Source organism: Flexivirga alba (assembly GCF_042661025.1).
GTDB classification, from domain to species: domain Bacteria; phylum Actinomycetota; class Actinomycetes; order Actinomycetales; family Dermatophilaceae; genus Flexivirga; species Flexivirga alba.
Window position 1 is genome coordinate 1,451,206 of the sequence record NZ_JBHSWH010000001.1, and the last position, 18,878, is coordinate 1,470,083.

General features: G+C 66.0%; 10 protein-coding genes and 1 pseudogene. 7 read left to right on the forward strand and 4 right to left on the reverse strand.

Features of this window, described 5'->3' with window-relative positions; genetic code table 11:
- Positions 1-198: 198 nt before the first annotated feature.
- From ACFQDH_RS07055 to ACFQDH_RS07080, 6 genes are all read left to right on the forward strand, one after another.
- Positions 199-3,165 (forward strand): S53 family peptidase, encoded by a 2,967-nt coding sequence (locus ACFQDH_RS07055; protein WP_382399806.1) that lies wholly within the window; start codon positions 199-201, stop codon positions 3,163-3,165.
- A gap of 145 nt (positions 3,166-3,310) precedes the next feature.
- Positions 3,311-4,591 (forward strand): lipopolysaccharide biosynthesis protein, encoded by a 1,281-nt coding sequence (locus ACFQDH_RS07060; protein ID WP_382399808.1) that lies wholly within the window; start codon positions 3,311-3,313, stop codon positions 4,589-4,591.
- The gene (locus tag ACFQDH_RS07065) at positions 4,588-5,601 is read left to right on the forward strand and encodes a glycosyltransferase (protein ID WP_382399810.1); all 1,014 of its coding nucleotides are present in this window, start codon (positions 4,588-4,590) and stop codon (positions 5,599-5,601) included. The genes ACFQDH_RS07060 and ACFQDH_RS07065 overlap by 4 nt, the downstream gene beginning before the upstream one ends.
- Positions 5,592-6,332, forward strand: a complete 741-nt coding sequence (locus tag ACFQDH_RS07070; RefSeq protein ID WP_382399812.1) for a glycosyltransferase family 2 protein — start codon at positions 5,592-5,594, stop codon at positions 6,330-6,332. Before ACFQDH_RS07065 ends, ACFQDH_RS07070 begins: the two co-directional genes overlap by 10 nt.
- Positions 6,329-6,727 carry a DUF2304 domain-containing protein gene (locus ACFQDH_RS07075; protein ID WP_382399814.1) on the forward strand — a complete coding sequence of 133 codons (399 nt, stop codon included), beginning with the start codon at positions 6,329-6,331 and terminating at the stop codon, positions 6,725-6,727. The genes ACFQDH_RS07070 and ACFQDH_RS07075 overlap by 4 nt, the downstream gene beginning before the upstream one ends.
- Positions 6,728-6,776: 49 nt before the next feature.
- Positions 6,777-7,361 (forward strand): class I SAM-dependent methyltransferase, encoded by a 585-nt coding sequence (locus tag ACFQDH_RS07080; protein WP_382399816.1) that lies wholly within the window; start codon positions 6,777-6,779, stop codon positions 7,359-7,361.
- Between the two features lie 127 nt (positions 7,362-7,488).
- Here ACFQDH_RS07080 and ACFQDH_RS07085 read toward each other — a convergent pair whose 3' ends face one another.
- Positions 7,489-7,653, reverse strand: a complete 165-nt coding sequence (locus ACFQDH_RS07085; protein WP_382399818.1) for a hypothetical protein — start codon at positions 7,651-7,653, stop codon at positions 7,489-7,491.
- 259 nt (positions 7,654-7,912) lie between these two features.
- Here ACFQDH_RS07085 and ACFQDH_RS07090 point away from each other — a divergent pair, with 259 nt between their 5' ends.
- Positions 7,913-10,522: a hypothetical protein gene (locus tag ACFQDH_RS07090; RefSeq protein ID WP_382399820.1), complete on the forward strand. Its 2,610-nt coding sequence runs from the start codon at positions 7,913-7,915 to the stop codon at positions 10,520-10,522.
- A 14-nt stretch (positions 10,523-10,536) separates the two neighbouring features.
- Here the strand turns inward: ACFQDH_RS07090 and ACFQDH_RS07095 are convergent, their stop codons facing one another.
- The 3 genes and pseudogenes from ACFQDH_RS07095 to ACFQDH_RS07105 all read right to left on the reverse strand — a co-directional run bounded on the left by ACFQDH_RS07095 (position 10,537) and on the right by ACFQDH_RS07105 (position 18,845).
- Positions 10,537-12,006 carry a DUF6020 family protein gene (locus ACFQDH_RS07095; RefSeq protein ID WP_382399822.1) on the reverse strand — a complete coding sequence of 490 codons (1,470 nt, stop codon included), beginning with the start codon at positions 12,004-12,006 and terminating at the stop codon, positions 10,537-10,539.
- Between the two features lie 186 nt (positions 12,007-12,192).
- The gene (locus tag ACFQDH_RS07100) at positions 12,193-15,162 is read right to left on the reverse strand and encodes a hypothetical protein (RefSeq protein WP_382399824.1); all 2,970 of its coding nucleotides are present in this window, start codon (positions 15,160-15,162) and stop codon (positions 12,193-12,195) included.
- 264 nt (positions 15,163-15,426) lie between these two features.
- Positions 15,427-18,845 (reverse strand): annotated as a pseudogene (locus tag ACFQDH_RS07105) (proline dehydrogenase family protein).
- Between the last annotated feature and the right edge of the window lie 33 nt (positions 18,846-18,878).

Here is an 18,878-nt window from a genome sequence, read left to right on the forward strand (position 1 = left end):
AGCTGCTGAGTCGCGCAGATCGCCGACGCACGGCACACCGCGGGTCTATGCTCGCCTCCTCAAGTGTGCTGCCACGACACATCGACGACCCCTGCTTACGAGCTCAGCCGCCGGGGGCTCGCGGCTGGAAAAGAAGGTCGGTGATGGGTCATGAATCTGCCGGGTCGTGACGTGAACGGGTGGTCGTGGAGCCGAGGGGTGCCCCGGTACATCGTCGCCGTTGTGGCGGCGTTGCTGATGGTCGGTTTCGCGCTGCTGGGCAATGCCAATCCTGCGATGGGGGCATCGACCGGCTCGGCTCCCGTCGGCCACCGGCCGAGCCTGCCAGCGGGATCAGTCCGCGTCGGGACGCTACCGGGAGCAACCGTCATCCATGCGGATGTCGTTCTTGCCCAACGTGATCCGCAGGGATTGCAGCAATTTGCGACTGCGGTTTCCACGCCGGGATCGCCGCTGTACCGGCAATATCTTGGCGCCGGTCAGGTCGCTGCAATGTTCGGACCGACAACGGCGACCGTTGACGCCGTTCGCTCCGCGCTGCAGGGCCGGGGCATCTCGGTCGGCGCGGTTGACGCGAACCGGTTGCTCGTTCCGGTGAGCGGCACCAGCGCCCAATTGGGCGCGGCGTTCCACACGTCGTTCGCGACGTACCGGTTGACGGATGGGCGCACGGCATACGCCAACGTCTCTGCACCACAGGTGCCCGCCTCCGTTGCGAGCCTGGTGACCGGCGTCGTCGGCCTGGACGACCTGAAGATCGCCCACCCGGCCATTGGCCGCAAGGTCGGTCCGAAGACTCCGTCCCGATCCCACTCGGTGACCGCGACGGCAACGCCGGCAGTCGCCTCCGCCGCAGGACCCGCACCTTGCACCGCGGTGAAGAACGCCCAACTTGACTATGGCGCAGGGTGGCTGACCAACCAGCTCGCCTCCAGCTATCAGCTCACCTCGCTGTACAACCAGGGCGACCTGGGCGCGGGCCAGACGGTGGCGGTGCTGGAGTTGGAGCCGTTCACTGCGAGCGACATCAGCAGCTACCAGGCGTGCTATCGGACGTCGGCATCGGTCAGCACGGTGAAGATCAGCGGGGGAGCGACCGGCAGCCAGAGCGGTGAGGCTGCCCTCGACATCGAGAACGTCGCGGGGTTCGCGCCTCGGTCGAAGATCCGGGTCTACAGCGCTCCGAACACGACCGCCGCTCTGCTGTCCGCGTATTCCAAGGTGGTCAGCGAGGACGTGGCGCAGACGCTTTCGACGTCCTGGCTGCTGTGCGAGCAAGACAATGACTCCAGTTCGATGGCGGCCGAGAACACCACTTTCCAGCAGGCCGCCGCGCAGGGACAAAGCGTGTTTGCGGCTTCCGGCGACTACGGCTCGACCGGCTGCTATCAGGACAGCACGTCCGAAACGCAGCTGGCGGTCGATGACCCGGCGAGCCAGCCCTACGTCACGGGGGTCGGCGGCACGACCTTGAACACGCTCGGTCCGCCGCCGGGTGAGACCGCGTGGAACGAGTCGACATCGCCCTTCCAGTGCGGATTCGTCGGCGGCAAATGCGGATCCGGTGGCGGCGGCATCTCGACGGTATGGCCCATGCCGTCATACCAGTCAGCCAGTGGCGTCCCTGGGGTCATCAACAGCTACTCGAGTCGTACGCCCTGTGGCGCGGCGTCCGGCTACTGCCGAGAAGTGCCCGACATCTCCGCCGACGGCGATGTGATGACCGGATACTTCATCTACAACAGCGTCAACGGCGGCTGGATCTTGTATGGCGGCACCAGTGCTGCAGCACCCCTGTGGGCGGCAATGACCGCAGTGATCAACGCGCTTCCGCAGTGCACGACCCGACTGGGCTTCGCCAACCCGACCCTCTACAAAGTCGCGGCTCGGGCAAATCTGGGCGGCTTCCATGACATCAAGTCGGGCACGAACGCTTACCTGCCGCAGGCCGCCGGTCATTATCCGGCGACAACGGGATACGACCTGGCCACGGGAATCGGGACGCCCAGCGCGACCAGCCTGGTCGCAGCGACCTGTCCCGGCGCGCAAGCCCTGCACCCGGTGACTCCGGCCCGGATCCTGGACACCCGCACCGGGATTGGCGGCAGGACCGGCGCGGTTCCGTCCAAGGGCACGATCAGTGTCCCCGTCCGTGGTGTCGCGGCGATCCCTGCCACCGCGACGTCGGTTGTGGTGAATCTGACCGTCACCGCGCCGACCGGCACGGGGTTCTTGACGGCATACCCGTCACTGCAAACCCGTCCCACCGCGTCCAACCTGAACTTCACCCCGGGCACCATCCGATCCGACCTGGCGGTGGTGCCGATCGGATCGAACGGGCGGATCAGCATCTACAACGGGTCGGACGGGTCTGTGCAGTTGGTCGCGGACGTGTCCGCGTACAACAGCACGGCCGCAGGTTCAAAACTCACTCCCACCGCCCCGGTTCGTGTTCTGGACACACGTAACGGAACCGGCCCGACGATGGGTCCGGTCGCGGCGGGCACGACGATCACCGTGCAGGTGACCGGCCAGCATGGAGTGCCGGCCGGCGCGACCGCGGTCGTGCTGAACCTGACCGCCGTCACGCCGCAACGCCCTGGTTGGCTGGCCGCGTGGCCCGCTGGTGCATCGGAGCCGACCGTGTCCAACGTCAACTTCACTGCCGGACAGATCGTCCCGAATCTGGCGATCGTCCCGATCGGGACGAACGGACAGATCAGCATCCACAACGGATCGGCCGGCAGCCTGCAGATCGTTGCCGACCAGTTCGGCTACTACACCTCGACCGGGGCATCCCTCCTCACCGGCACGACACCCACCCGCCTGCTCGACACCAGGAGCGGACTAGGGGTCGGCACCAAGGGTGCGGTCGCGGCGGGGCACGTCCTGCGAGTGAAGGTGGCCGGGGTGAGCGGCATACCGGCGGGAATCAAGGCGATCGTGCTGAACGTGACGGAGACCAGCCCCACCAAGGATGGGTTCATCACTGCATACCCCGACGGGATCACCCGACCGACAGTCTCGAACCTGAACTACACCCCGGCACTCACGGCGCCGAATCTGGTGATCGTGCCGGTCTCCGCCAGCGGGTATGTCGACCTCTACAACGGCTCGGTCGGCACCGTCCAGTTGATCGCGGACTGCTTCGGGTTCTACCGCTGACCGGCTCGCGGTGTGCCGCTACGCAGTGAACGAGGCGGCGATCGGTATTGTCGCTCCGAGGTCGCGCCGCTCAGGTTCGTCAGGACGTAAGCAGCAAAGGGGTGACGCCGTGCACGGCATGCCGAAGATGCCGAACACTGCGCGCTTGTCTTCCGGCGCCGTCCGAGTAGGCATCGGCCTCGGGTTCTTCGGGCTCAGTTCCTACGCATTCCTGGCCATTGCAGCACGGCAACTGACGCCGGCAAACTTTGCGGTGCTGTCCACGCTGTGGGTGCTGGTCTATACCGGCGGCCCGGGTGTCTTCCTGCCTTTTGAGCAGGCGATCGGTCGCGCGGCCGCGATGCATCGTGCTGACCCGGTCGAAGAGCGTGCGGTCTTCCGCATGCTCGTGGTCGCCTCGGCCGTCGCGGTCGCCGCCCTGTTGCTCATCGCCCTTGCATTCCACGGTGTCTTGGTGCGGCATCTCTTCGGTGGGTCGGAGTCGACCTTCGTTGCGTTGTTGCTTTCGCTGATCGGCATGTGGGGTGCGTATGTGACACGCGGAGTCTTCGCCGGTCACGACAGATACACGGCATACGGCGTGCAACTCGCGGTCGAGGGCGTTGCCCGCATCGTCCTGGGTGCGATAGCCGTATGGCTCGCCTGGTCGCTCGCGGGGTTCGCGCTGGGGCTGGCGGTGGCTCTCTTGGTTTCGGTTCTGGTGACGCTGAGGGCCGCAGGTGGAGGACATCGACGGGAGTTCGAAACGACTGTGGCAACAGAGGATTCGGGCCATCGTACCCAGCTGCGGATCCTCGGCTGGCTGATCCTCGGTGGACTCGGGATGCAGGTGCTGGTCAACATCGGTCCGGTCATCGCGCAGGCCACCTCTGATGGTTCGACCGGGTCTGCGGGGCACTACCTGGGTGCGTTGATGCTCGCCCGGCTGCCGCTGTTCGCGTTTGCCGCAGTGCAGGCAGCCCTGTTGCCCGGTCTGGCGCATACCGTTGCCGACGGGGACGGCCGGGCCTTCCGGCGCAGTTTGCGCAACCTCTTCGTACTGATCGGCGGAGCGATGGTCCTGTTCACCCTGATCCTCGCGGTGGCCGGACCATGGCTGGTCCATGTTGTGTATGGCGCGGGCTTCGGCATACATCGAATCGACCTGGTATTGCTGGCTATTGGCACTGGGATCGCCATGCTCGCAATCGTTGCCGGAAACGCGGTGGTGGCGGTCGGCGCGGCGTCGGCATCGGCCTGGGCGTGGATCGGGTCGGTCGCGGTACTCATGGTCGTGGTGGTGCTGATGCCAGGCTCGATCTTCGTGCGGCTGGAGGTGTCCTACATTGCCGGGGTGACTGCAGCACTAGTCGGGCAACTTGTTGCCGTGTTCGCTCGAGTACGCGCCGGCGCTCGAAGCGACTACGGGCTGGGGCGGCTCGGATGAGCCGGGTCGGCGTGGTGATGGTCGCGTATGGCGCAGAGCCCTACCTGCATGCCGCGGTGTCCTCTGCGCTCGAGTCTGCCGACATCGACGTGCGGGTTGTCGTGGTTGACAACGGTGCGGATCAATCCGCGATCGACAGCGTGCGGAACCTTCCCGGTGTCACGGTGGTGGCTGCGCCCGGGAACATCGGATTCGGGGCAGGCTGCAATCTGGGGGTGAAATCGACTGACGCCGATGTGCTCGTGCTTCTCAACTGCGACGTTCTGGTCGATCCGGGAGCACTCGGGCAACTCACCCGTGCGTTGCGTGATCCAGAGGTCGGTATCGCCACGGCGAGCATCCGCCTCGCTGACCAGACAGAGGTCGTCAACAGCGCCGGCAATCCGGTTCACTATCTCGGACTGGCGTGGGCGGGCGGGCATGGCGAGCCGGTTGCGGCTCACTATCGCTCGGGCCGAGTGGCAAGTGCGAGTGGTGCGTGTTGTGCGGTGACACGGCCGTGGTGGGACGCGTTGGGAGGGTTCGACCCGGAGTACTTCGCCTACCACGAAGATGTCGAGCTATCGATCCGCACGTGGCAGCGCGGCCGGTCTGTGCTTTATGTGGCTGACGCAATTGCCTGGCATCATTACGAATTCAGCCGCAACCCGAGGAAGCTCTACTTGCTGGAGCGCAACCGGTTGTTGACACTGCTCACGACATACAGCACGCGGACCCTGTTGTTGCTTGCGCCGGCACTGGTCACGCAAGAGGTAGGACTCGTAGCCCTGTCGATCGGGCAAGGCTGGTTCCGGGAGAAGGTCGCGGGATACGGCTGGCTGATCCGACACCGAGGTCAGGTCGCGGACCGCAACCGTCAGTTGCAAACGGAGCGGTCCCGCTCGGACCGGGAGGTGATGGCCCATTTCACCGCGAGGTATGACCCGGGAAATGTGCCGCTCCCGTTCGGGCTGGGCATGGTCAACGGGCTGTCTGCCGGATACGAGAGGTTGGTGCGCCGATGGCTCTGACCGAGCAATCCCGGTTGCTGGTCATCATCCCCTGTTACAACGAGGCCGCCACGATCGTGTCTGTGTTGGAGGAGGCTCGGGAACACCTGCCGGACGCGGATCTTCTCGTCGTCGATGATGGCTCGACCGATCACACCCGCTCGTTGGCGCTCGAGGCGGGCGCCCGCGTGGTCACCCTCCCGTTCAATCTCGGGGTGGGTGGGGCGCTGCGCACGGGGTTCCGGTATGCGATCCGGCACGGTTACCGAATGGCGCTGCAGATCGACGGTGACGGCCAGCATGACCCGTCAACCGCTGACCAATTGCTGGCCTCGTTGGATGGAGCCGATCTGATCATCGGTGCCCGGTTCGCGGATGCAGATGACGACTACCAGGTCGGGATCACGCGACGGCTGGTGATGCGACTGCTGGCACGATCAGTCGCTCGTCGAACCGACGCCGCACTGACGGACGTCACCTCGGGGTTCCGCGCGTTCGGCCCGCGGGCGCTATCCCTCTTCGCCGCGCACTATCCGGCGGAGTATCTGGGTGACACGGTCGAGGCTCTCCTCATCGCATCCCGGCACGGGTTGACGGTTCGGCAGGTCGGTGTTGCGATGCGCCCTCGTCAGGGTGGCGCGGCCAGCCAGTCGTCGTTCAAGTCGGTGATCCATCTGCTACGACTGGTGCCTGCATTCATGATGCCCGCTCGGTTGAAGCCCGAATTCCCTGCTGTGGAGGAGTCTCCGTGACGGCTCAGATATTCGGGGCCGCGCTCGGTCTCGTCACCCTCGGGTCGATGTACCTGCTGATCCGTCGGGGCTGGCTCAAGGAGAAGTACACGCTGGTCTGGCTCCTCGCAGCGTTGGGGACCCTCGTCGTTGCGGCCTACCCACCGATCATCGACGTGGGCGCCAATGCACTCGGAGTCCACCAGGGCCCGAACCTGCTGTTTCTCCTTGCTGTCCTGGCGATCATGCTCATCTGCCTGCAGTTGTCGGTCGAGGCGAGCACGCTGACGTACAAATGCCGTGCTCTCGCCGAGGATGTTGCGATCCTGCGGCACGAAGTGGAGAGCCAGAACCAGGTCATCGAGTCTCTGCAAAAGGGCGCGACCACCGAAGACACCCACGTGGACGGCGACTAGTGCCGTGAATCAGAAATAGAGCAGGCACGCGCCGCGCTAGGCTCCGCTTGTGCAGACCGAAGACTCCACGTATGCCGACCGACTCAAGACACTGCAGTTTGCGCGCTGGAAGCAGCTCTTGCGTGTCCAGGCGCCATACCAGGCCAATCTCCGTCGCCAAGGTCTCGGACGCACCCTCGATGTCGGCTGCGGGATCGGGCGGAACCTGGCCGTGCTCAGCTCCGACTCGGTCGGTGTGGACCACAACCCCACGTCGGTCCAGATAGCTCGAGAAGCCGGCTACACGGCATACACGGTCGAGGAGTTCGAGGCAGCGGCATACCCGAAGGAATCCTTCGAAGGACTGCTGTTCGCACACATCTTGGAGCACATGCCGACTGACGATGGAGTCGCGCTCGTCAATTCCTACCTGCCGTACCTGAAGCCCGGCGGTCGTGCGTTCTTCATCTGCCCCCAAGAGCGCGGTTTCGCGAGCGACGAGACTCACGTCGAGTTCGTCGACGGAACAAAGCTGCTGTCGATGTGTGACCGGGTCGGCCTGACGCCGGACCATGTGCGTAGCTTCCCTCTTCCTCGTATGGCGGGAAAGCTCTTCACCTACAACGAATTCTGCCTTCGGGCAAGCAAGGACTGACCCGCTGCACGGGCGTACCGCGCCTGGGGAATCGGGTATCGCCGATATCGGGGACGCCGGTGTTCACTCTGGTGTAAACCTTCATTGGTTTCGTATGCACGGCGTTGCGGAGGCGCGACGGCATATATCAGGGTGCGGAAAAGGGGAGGGCTGTCGTGGTCCGTCGGTTGCTGTTGGTATGGGTGACGGTTGTTGCGGTGGCAGCGGCATTGGCCGGGCTGGGTGCGCCGCCGGCGACCGCGGCATCGGGTCGGCCGGCCACGTCGAGTTCGGCCACGTCGAGCTCGGCCACGAACGCACCCACGCCTCCCGGGCTGGTGACGATATCGCCGCAGCGGGTGCTGGACACGCGCCCCGGCAGCGGGTCATCCATAGGTCGCCCGGAGGCGGGCACGACCACTTCGATCGACGTCGCTCAAAGCGGGGACGTCCCGCGGTCCGGAGTCGCGGCCGTGGTGCTGAATGTGACCGTGACAGACGCAACCGGTCCGGGGTTCGTCACCGTTTGGCCCGGAAACGGGGCACCGCCCAAGGCATCGAACCTGAACTTCGTGAAGGGCCAAACGGTCGCCAATCAGGTCATCACCAAGGTTGACTCCACCAGTGACGTCAGCCTCTACAACGGCGTATCCGCCGCAGATCTGATCGTCGACGTGACCGGTTACTACCCGACCGGCTCGACATACCACCCGCTCACACCTGCACGCGCACTCGACACCAGGCCGGGAAGCGAACCGACCGCGAAGTCGGTCACCAAACTCACCCTGGCCGGTAAGGCGGGCGTTCCGACCACCGGCGTGGCAGCGGTCGTGCTGAACGTGACGGCCGTCGACCCGGCCGAGCCGGGCTTCGTCACCGTCTACCCAGCCGGCGTGGCGCGACCGACCGCGTCGAACCTCAACTACGCCAAGGGCGGCGTCGTCCCCGCGATGGTGATCGCCAAACTCGGCACCGGTGGCGCGATCGACCTCTACACGCTGGCCAAGTCAGACCTGGTGGTCGACGTGGTCGGGTGGATCCCGTCCGGGACCGACTATCAGGCGCTCACACCGGCTCGCTTGCTGGACACCCGAACCGGGCTCGGCGCACCCGCGCAGAAGGTCCGTGGCAACACCCAGATCACCTTGCAGGTGGCTGGCCATGGCGGCGTCCCGGCAACGGGCGTCGCGGCGGTCGAAGTGAATGTGACGGTTGTCGGACCTTCGCAGGCCGGGTTCGTCACCGCATTCTCCGGCGGCGAGCCTGTCCATCCGGTTACGTCGACATTGAACTACGCCGCTGGCCAGATCGTCGCCAACTCGGCGACAGTCCCGCTGTCATCCGAGGGCACACTCGATCTCTACACCGGCTGGGGCACCACCGACCTGGTCGTCGATGTCGTCGGCTACTGGGGGACTACGCACACCGGACTCGAGTGGGAGCCGCCCGCCAGCATCGACCCGGCGCAAGGCATTCCGCAGTCCATCTCCTGCCCGACCACGACGTTCTGCGCGGCCGTCGACGCTCGCGGGAATGTGCTGACCTACGACGGCACGGCCTGGTCCGCGCCCCGGAAGATCAACGGTGACACCGTCTTTTCTTCCGTCTCGTGCCCGACGCCTGACTTCTGTGTCGCGGTGGATCAGTTCGGGACGGCGCTGACATACAACGGCGACACTTGGTCGGCGCAATTCGTCGGACACGTCACGTCCTGGCTCACCTACACGTCCATGAATTCGGTCTCATGTCCGACCAAGAACTTCTGCGTCGCCGTCGACAATTATGGATACGCATCCACCTACAACGGGGTCGCGTGGTCGCCTTCTGCGAAGATCGATTCCTATGGCACCGCAGCAGTCGGCGGCATTCCGTCGGTGTCCTGTGCATCTGCTACGTTCTGCACCGCCGTGGACGGTGCCGGCTACGCGCTGACGTTCAACGGCAGCCGATGGAGCGCACCGACGAAGGTTGACCCTAACGGTCGGCTCAACAGGGTCTCCTGTCCGTCCAGCAATTTCTGCATCGCGGTCGACCCGCTGGGGAATGCGTTCACCTGGGGTGGCACCAAATGGTCGACCTCCGTGAAAGTTGACTCGAACACCACGAACCACGGACTGGCTTCGGTGTCCTGCCCGACCACGACGTTCTGCGCAGCGGTCGACGGGGCGGGCAACGCGCTCACGTATGACGGCGGCTCGTGGACGGCTCCCGAGAGCGTTGCCACTCACACCGGGGGCTTCACGTCCGTGTCCTGCCCGACGACGGGCGCCTGTGTCGCCGTTGACGTTGCCGGCGATTCCTTCCGGTATGACGCTGCGACCTGGTCCACCCGCACCAGTTTCGACCCGGTGCTCGGCTATCTCGGCTCAGTTTCCTGCCCGACGACGACATACTGCGTTGCGCTGGACCCATACGGACGGATGCTCACCTGGAACGGCTCTGCTTGGGCGGACGGCCCAGACACTTTGCCGCCCACGACGCGTATGGCGTCGGTGTCCTGCCCGACGACGACCTTCTGCGCTGCAGTCGGCAGTCTCGGACAGGCCGCCACGTTCGACGGCACGAAGTGGTCGACTCCCACGAAACTGGCTGCCAACGACAGTCTGCGGTCGGTGTCTTGCCCAACGTCGACCTTCTGCGTGGCGGTCGGTAAGGCACGCAATGGCTACACCTTCAACGGGACCACCTGGTCGGCGGCGACCCGGATCGATCCCAGCAGCAACGACGACGGGCTGGTTTCGGTGTCCTGTGTCTCGGCCAGCTTCTGTGTCGCCGCCCAGCGGATCGGGAGCGGAGTGGTGACCTTTGACGGAAGCTCGTGGGCCGCGCCAGTGGCCGTCGATCCGGACGGCGGGACTATCACCTCGATCTCCTGCGCCACTGCGTCGTTCTGTGTGGCGGTCGATCAGGACGGGAATGCAGTCGTCTACAACGGCACCTCCTGGTCGAAGCCCCACAAGGTCGGGTATGGCGCGCAGTTCACCTCTGTCTCGTGTCCGACGGCCGGATTCTGCGCGGCGGTCACCGCGATGGGGGATGCCTACACCTTCGATGGAGTGAACTGGCAAGGGCCGACAAGTGTCGATGCCCGTCGCTACCTGGCCTCGGTCTCGTGCTCGGCGCGGTCGGTGTGTCTCGCAGTTGACTCGGACGGCAGCGCGGTCGTCGGTCGTCAGGGGTGACCCTGGATGATCTCTCAGAGTGCGGTAGCTGGGTGGTTCTCGGCAACCGGTGATGCCGTCGCGGCGTCATTCGACCGGTCCCTGGAGCGCGCGGCGACCACGGGGATGAAGAGCATGCCGAGGAACAGCTGGACGACGGTATAGCGGAACAGCTGGGCCGGGTTGGCGACCATGATGGTCAGTTGGTTCGCCAGGATCGGCACGGCTGCGATCAGTAGGGTCTTCCAACGGTTCCTGATGGCGGCGACGAGGATGGCCAGGTAGGCCAGGTAACTCCAGCCCGCGGCTCGCGAGAAGAGCAGCTGCCAGAGCGGCGTTTTCGCGATGTCATATCGCACGACTGCGAGCTTGTTGTAGATCCGCCAGCTGATGGGGTGTGGCCGCAACCGCGGAATCAAATAGCCCGGCAACGGCGGCGCATCCGTGTAGCCCAGGACGTAAGACTTCGTGTAGAGATCCCAGTTGGTCTTTGGTGGGAGGCCGCCAAAAGAGGTCGTCGGCCGGACCCGCCAGGCGATGGCGGCGCGACACAAATGCCCGCTGACCAGATCGACCGGATCTCGCTTCAAGAGTGAGAACCACAGCTCAGCGAGTTGGTGTCGGTGGGCATTTGCCTGCGCATAGTTGAAGCTTTTCTTCTTGAACAGCGTGTCCGAGGTATAGCAGTTGTCGGAGGTGCGCCATGCGTTCAGAGGTGCTGCCTTCTGCATGACCGCGAGATCTGCGGAGGTGAAGGCTGACGGGTTCTTGGCATACACCAGGGCGATGTCCGCGTCGAACACGCCATACGACTGGGAGGAGTTGGCGGGTTCGATCCCCACTGCCGGATAGACCACGGCACCGGCGAACTCAAAGACGACGATCGCTGCCGCTGCAGCCGCCGTCATTTTCAGTCGCGCTCCCTTGAGCGCGATGATCAGCACGAACGCGACGAGTATGACGACAACGAAGCCGTTGTTGCGGAACAGCGTGACGGCGGCCATCTCCACCGCCAAGGTCAGCACCATCGGCCTGCCGAAGGGGACCCCGGCGCGCCGAGCCGCAATGAGCTTCAGCAGGGTTGCCGCGAGAAACAGATTGGCCGCCGCAAATGCAGCGTCTTTCCAGATCATCGTGGTGAATGAGCCGAAGGTCGGCACAAACACGATCAGCACGCACGGCAACGCCGCCCAGCGCCACCGAACCCCGAGCTGATGAATGCGGGTCGCAATCAGCGCCAGCGCTGCGGCATACACGATCGTCTGGATGAGGGCGAGCAGCCACACGTTGCCCGTCAGCTTCAGTGAGCACAGGACGAAGAAGTCGTAGAGGACCGAGTGATCGGCTATCCACGGCCCGACGGTGACATGCCTGATGTAGGTGGTCGAGTCGATGCTCAGCTGGGCCGGGAAGTTGACGGCCCACCAGCACAGCAGGATCAGCTGCGCCCAGCCGTAGACCAGCAGCGGCGCCCGAGGGATCGTGCGTGCCCGGAGCCAAGCCACCGGCTTCACCATGCGACACCTGAGGAGTGAGCACTCGAAGGAGTCCGGCGTCGCTGCTTGCTTCCAGGCACCGGACGATGCTAGCGACCCGTGCCGGCCAGCGATCGTAGGGCCTCAGGCGCGATACCTCTCACGTCGCCGACTACGGTCCTTCGTCCTCCTGGAAGGACCGCTGCGACCGGTTCGCTACCGGCCGGTGACAGCGTTGCCGTCATCATCGACCGCAACGCAGTGCGTGCTGGTGGGGCAGGAGACCGAGACCAACGGGGCAGTGGTGACGGGCTGGGGCGCGGTCCAGCTCGATCCGTTGAAGGACGCGGCGTTGCCGTCCCAGTCGACGGCTGCGCAGAAGCTGCCCGACGCACAGGACACCGACGTCAGGTGACCACCGGTCGGGTCGATGCTCGTGGGTGCCGACCAGGTGGAGCCGTTGTAGGTGAGTGCATTGCCGCCCCAGTCGACTGCTGCACAGAACGTGCCGGCGGGACAGGAGACCGACGTCAAACCGTTGCCAGCACCGTCGACGCTCTTGGGTGCCGACCAGCTGCTGCCGTTGAAGGTGAGGGCATTCCCGTCCCGGTCGACGGCGGCACAGAACTTGCTCGAGGAGCAGGAGACCGAAGTCAAGCCGTTGCCGGCCGCGTCGATGCTCTTGGGTGCCGACCAGCTGCTGCCGCTCCAGGTGAGAACGTTGCCCGCATCATCACCGGCTGCGCAGAAGGTGCTGGTGGGGCAGGACACCGCGCGGATCGCGGCGCTGTCGCCCGTGCTCCGCGAGGAACTCCACTTCGTCCCGTTGTAGGTGAACGAGCCCCCGGTCACGGCGTCGACAGCGAGACAGAAGGTGGCGCTCGCGCATGAAGCGGTGAGGCTGCCGCTCGCCGGGGACCCGCTCGATTCGGCCGGGGGATCGATCTGCGTCGGCTTCGCCCACGCGCTTCCGCTGGAGGTGAGGGCATTCCCATTCGCGTCGACGGCCGCGCAGAAGGTGGCCGTCGGGCAGGAGACCACATTGATGCCGCCCCGGCTGGGCTCAGCGGACGCTGACGACGAGGTCCAGGTACCGCTCGAGTAGGTGGCGACATACCCTCCGCTGTCCACCGAGGTGCAGAACGCCGTGCTGGCGCACGAGACTGACCGCGGTGCATGCCACCCGTAGCGGCCGGTGTGCGTGTCCGCCAGTGTCGGTGCACTCCAGGAACCGCCGCCACGGTAGATAAGGGCCTGACCGTTCGTGTCGACGGCTCCGCAGAAGCTCATGGAGCGGCAGGACACCGAGGTCAGCCCGCCGCTCGGATCGACGCTCTTGGGCGTCGCCCAGCTGGTGCCGTTGTATGTCGTGGCGTTCCCGTTCCAGTCCACGGCGGCACAGAAGGTGCTCGACGTGCAGGACACCGAGGTCAAGCCGCCACCGCTCGCGTCGGTGCCGGCCGGCGCCGACCAGGTGCCGTTGCGGTAGGTGAGGGTGCTCCCGTTGTTGTCGACGGCCGCACAGAAGGTGCTTGTCGGGCACGAGACGGAGGTCAGTCCGTTGCCGGCCGCATCGATGGTCTTCGGCGTCGCCCAGCTGGTGCCGTTGTAGGTCACCGCAGCACCGTTCCGGTCGACGGCAGCGCAGAAGCCGGCGCTGGGGCAGGAGACCGAGGCGAGGACATTGCCGGTGTCGACGGCTTTGGGCGCTGACCAGGCCGTGCCGTTCCAGGTGAGGACGTTCCCGACTCCGTCGATGGCCGCGCAGAAGCTGCTGCTCGGGCACGACACCGAGAACAGTCCGTCGCCCGCGCGGTCGATGCGCTGCGGTGACGTCCACCTCGTGCCGTTCCAGGTGAGGGCATTACCGGAGGTGTCGACTGCTGCGCAGAAGCTGCTCGTTGGACACGAGATGGACTGCGGGTCGCCCTGTGGCGGGTCGACGCTGGCGGCCGAACCCCACGCCACGCTGGTGGGTGTCCAGTATCCGGTGATGTCGATCAGCAGGTCGGACTGGGCGAGGGTGTAGAGGTCGAGCTTGCCGGTGGTGCCGAGTTTGACGGTCGCGGAGTTGGCGACGATCTGGCCGGCGACGTAGTTGAGGGTCGACGCGGTCGGCTGGGCGACGCCGGCGGGCCACGCGGTGACGAATCCGGGGGCGGCTGGTGAGACCGCGGTGACGGTGGCCTCGACCGCGGTTGCGTTCGCGGGGATCCCCGCGATCCCGGTGGCCTGCACGTCGATGGTGCCTTTCGCGGCGACCGGGCCCGTGGGTGCGCCGACCCCGCTGCGGGTGTCCAGGATGCGTGCCGGGGTGATCGGGGTGAAGTCACTGCGGGCGGGGATCCATCCGGCGACGTCCACGACCAGGTCCGCTGCCTTGAGCGTGTAGAGGTTGACGGCTCCTCCCGCGCCGACCTTGGCGATCGTCGTGCCCGCCACCGTCGAATCGGTGGTGTAGTTCAGGACCGATGCGGTGGGCCGGGCTACGCCCGCCGGGTACGCCGTCACGAAGCCGGGGCCGGCCGGCGAGACCGCGGCGACGTTCAGCACGACGGCGGCGACGCCGGTGGCTGGGACCCCGCCCTTTCCGGTGACCACGAGAGAGACCGTCGATCCGGCGGCGGGTTCGGTGCCGGGACGGGTGTCCAGTATGCGGCTGGGTACCAGCGCGTCGTACTGTGCACCGATCGGGTAGTAGCCGGTCACATCGACCACCAAATTCGTCGGTGTCTGCGTGTAGAGGCTGATCGCGCCGCCGGTGCCGAGTTTCACGATCGTCTGGTTGGCGACGATCTGACCCTTCACATAGTTCAGGTTCGAGGCGGTCGGACGCGTCGAACCGGTCGGGTAGGTGGTCACGAACCCCGGTCCGGAGGGGGACACTGCGGTCACGTTCACCACCACGGCGGCGACCCCCGAGATGGGGATGCCCGCGTGCCCGCTGATCGACACCGTCGTGGTCGAACCCGCGGCGGGTTCGGTGCCGGTGCGAGTGTCCAGCACCCGGGCCGGCGTCACCGGCACGAATCCGGGCCCGGTCGTCGCTGACGTAGCACTCGGTGTCGTCCGTGGAGTGGTCGCGCCCGTCACCGGCGCGGCCGTCGCCCATGGGGTGCCCAGCAGCCCCACCATCAGCGCGAGCACACCGAACAACGACGTCAGGAACAGTCGCAGCGACCGCATAACACTCTCCCGTTTTCCATAGAAACCTGAGCAATCGGCGACAAGCCTGCGCAGAATTCCAAAAATAGCTGACGAGCCAGCTGATTCGTCGCGGCGACATCAGTTGGTTTTGCCGTTCGATGGTCCGGGGACAAGGCTCATCGATGAACGCAGCCAAACATCCGTTCGCCAGTCAATAGTGGTATGACGAACCGATTCCGCGGCCGTTCAATGCTGCCGTCTTGATAGCGACGCGAAACGCGGCGAATTGCGACTAGCTCACGATCAGCAGAGGTTTTCCGCCAGCGGTGTCGGCGAACCGAAGCGGTGCGCCGTGACCGCGACGGCCTGCTCGTGCAGGAAGGGCAGCAGCTCGATGCGACCGGCTTCGAGGACCGGCTGCGGGTAGAGCGCGATGTCCGCGCGACCCTCGCTGGCGGCAGCGAAGCCTTCGCGCGTGCCACCGATGAGTCGGACGCGGTGCGGCGCATCGTCGCCACGGAGACGAGTCGCCCACGCGTCGTCGTTCTCCTCGGCAACGCTCGCACCCGCAGCCGTCAGGGCGCCCACGACCTGATCATCGAGTGCGACCCCGAGCGACACGGTCACCGGTGCACCGGCGGCGAGCCCGGCGGCCACGATGCGTGTGACGTGCGCGGGCTCGTCGGCCTCGACGCGCACCGTGACCGGGACAGGCTTGTAGCGGAAGGCATTCTTCTCGGCCAGCAAGCCGGAAACGTCCTTGGCAGTGCCGAATTCGTCCTTCCAGGCGAGTGCGTCCGAGCCGGCGGCGCGGCGCAGGAATTCAGCGTTGTCACCAGTCAAGCCTGAGGCGTCCAGCAGCCGCTGCACCGCGGTCGAGATGTCCGCAGCCTTGGCCGCGGCGCGAGGCGTCCAATCCGTAAGACCGACAAGGTAGTTCGGGCCACCCGCCTTGGTGCCGGCGCCGACGGCCGACTTCTTCCAACCGCCGAACGGCTGCCGGCGAACGATCGCGCCGGTCGTCGTGCGGTTGACGTAGGCGTTGCCCGCCTCGACCTTGTCGATCCACGTCTCCAGCTCGCTGCGCTCCAGCGAGTGCAGCCCGGCGGTGAGGCCGTAGTCGGTCTGGTTCTGTATGGCGATGGCCTCGTCCAGATCGGCGGCTGCGATCAGACCCAGCACGGGACCGAAGTACTCGGTCAGGTGGTACTCCGAGCCACGCTTGACGCCGGTCTTCACGCCAGGCGACCAGAGTCGGCCCTCGTCGTCCAACTGCCGCGGCTCTACCAGCCAGGTCTCGCACGGATCCAGTGTGGTGAGAGCCTTTTTCAGCTTCCCGGCTGCGGGCTCGATGATCGGGCCCATCTGCGTCGTTGGGTCGCTGGGGAAGCCGACCTTGAGCGAGGTGACGGCGTCGATCAGCTGGTTTCGGAAGCGGTCCGACTCGGCGACCGAGCCGACCAGGATCGCCAAGGAGGCGGCCGAGCACTTCTGCCCGGCGTGCCCGAACGCCGACGCGACCAGGTCCTTCACCGCGAGATCGAGATCGGCATTCGGCGTGACGATCATCGAGTTCTTGCCCGATGTCTCCGCCAGCAGCGGCAGGTCGGGTCGGAACGTGCGGAAGAGGGCAGCCGTGTCGAACGCGCCGGTGAGGATAAGTCGGTCGACCTTCGGGGAGGAGACCAGTGCGCGGCCGACCTCGTTCTCCGGGACGTGAACCAGACGCAGCACATCCTTGGGAACGCCTGCAGCCCAAAGGGTTTCGACGAGCAACGAGCCACAGCGTGCTGCCTGGGGAGCCGGCTTGACGATCACCGCGGAACCGGCGGCGAGCGCGGCCGCCATACCGCCTGTGGGTATGGCGAGTGGGAAGTTCCACGGCGGGACGACCAGCGTAAGCCGGACCGGGCTCGGGGCAGCGCCGTCGATCGTCTCCATTGCTTCGGCCCGGTCTGCGTAAAAGTTGAGGAAGTCGATGGCCTCGGAGACCTCCGGGTCACCCTGGTCGAGCGTCTTGCCGCACTCGGAGCCAGCGACCTCGAGCAGCTCACCGCGACGCTTCTCGAACTCCACGGCAGCCTGACGCAGGATCCGCGCGCGCTCGGCGGCGGGCCGGGCGCCCCATGCGGCGCCGGCGCTGTGCGCGTCGTCGATGACCGTCTCCACGGCATGGATGTTGTCGACCGAGTGCGCTGCCACCAGATCGATCCCGAGGGTCGACGTCGCGACGCGGGCGATGATCTCGCTGCCCCACGCGCGGTTGCCGAGCAGTGACGGGTCGGTGTCCGGGGTGTTCGCGAAGTGGGCAAGTGGGGCGGCGTTGACCGGTTGCCGCCGGTCCTGCACGCGGTGCGACGCGGGCACCTCATCGGTCAGCGCGGCCAGCGATGCGACGAAGCGATCCTTCTCACGCTGGTAGAGCGCGGCGCTGTCGTGCAGCTCGAATACTGCCGACATGAAGTTGTCCTGGCTCGCGCCCTCCTCGAGCCGGCGCACCAGGTAGGAGATCGCCACGTCGAAGTCCTTCGGGTGAACGACCGGCACGTAGAGCAGCAGATCGCCGACGGTCTCGCGGACGGCTTCGGCCTGGCCTTCCGCCATACCGAGCAGCATCTCGAACTCGATGCCGTCGCGAACACCGTTGCGGCCGGCGAGGATCCACGCATACGCGATGTCGAAGAGGTTGTGGCCGGCGACGCCGACGCGCACGTTGGCAGTCCGCTCGGGCCGCAGCGCGTAGTCCAGCACGCTCAGGTATGACGTGTCCGTCTCCTGCTTGCTTCCCCAGGTCGCCAGCGGCCATCCGAAGAGGAGGCCTGCGCGCGCTCCATCGGCAGGTTCGCGCCCTTCACCAGGCGCACCTTGATCGGGGCGCCACCGCGAGCGCGCCGGGCGGCCGACCACTCCTGCAGCTTGATCATCTCGGCGAGCGCATCGGGCAGGTAGGCCTGCAGCACGATGCCGGCCTCGAGGTTGAGCAGTTCGGGGCGGTCCAGCAGCTGGGTGAAGACGTCGACCGTGATCGCCAGGTCGTGGTACTCCTCCATGTCCAAATTGATGAACTTCGGTGAGCCACTTGCGCTTTCGGTCGCGGCGTACTGGTAGAGCGGCAGCAGTCGCTCGATGACGTGAGCCACCGCCTGGTCGTGCGACCACGGTGAGTGTGGCGCGACCGGGGACGATGTCTTGATCGAGACGTAGTCGACGTCCGGGCGCTGGAGCAGCCGCAGCGTGCCGTCATACCGACGCGATGCCTCCGCCTCGCCAAGAACTGCCTCACCCAGCAAGTTGATGTTCAGGTGTATGCCGGGCTTCTTGATCCGGCTGATCTGGCCGCCCAGCTTGGAGTCGGTGGCATCGATGAGCAGGTGACCGACCATGCGCCGCAACACTTTCCGGGCAATCGGGATGACGACCCCGGGTGCGACATTGGACAATGAGCCGCCGGTGCGCAGCGCCGCGCGCTGGTACCAAGGCAGGAAACCCGGTGTGACGTCTACCAACTCACGCAACGCCTGCGCGGCGACACCGAGGTCTTCGGGTCGGATGACGCGGTCGACGAAGCCGACGGTGAACTCGAGCCCGCGAGGATCCTTCAGCACTTCAGCCAGGCGCTTGGCGGAGGGATCGACCGGCTTGGACGCGGCGGCATCGAGCCAGGCCTTGACCTGAGTCTCGACTTCGGCGACGAGTTCGGTGTCGACATCGGCAGTGGTCACTGGATCACCTCGGGGTTCTTCAAGCAGGGGTTG

Excerpts from the sequence above, each read along its gene's own strand:
- ACFQDH_RS07070 (WP_382399812.1), top strand. The coding sequence starts at position 5,592 with ATGGCTCTGACCGAGCAATCCCGGTTGCTGGTCATCATCCCCTGTTAC.
- ACFQDH_RS07065 (WP_382399810.1), top strand. The coding sequence starts at position 4,588 with ATGAGCCGGGTCGGCGTGGTGATGGTCGCGTATGGCGCAGAGCCCTAC.
- ACFQDH_RS07100 (WP_382399824.1), bottom strand. The coding sequence starts at position 15,162 with ATGCGGTCGCTGCGACTGTTCCTGACGTCGTTGTTCGGTGTGCTCGCG.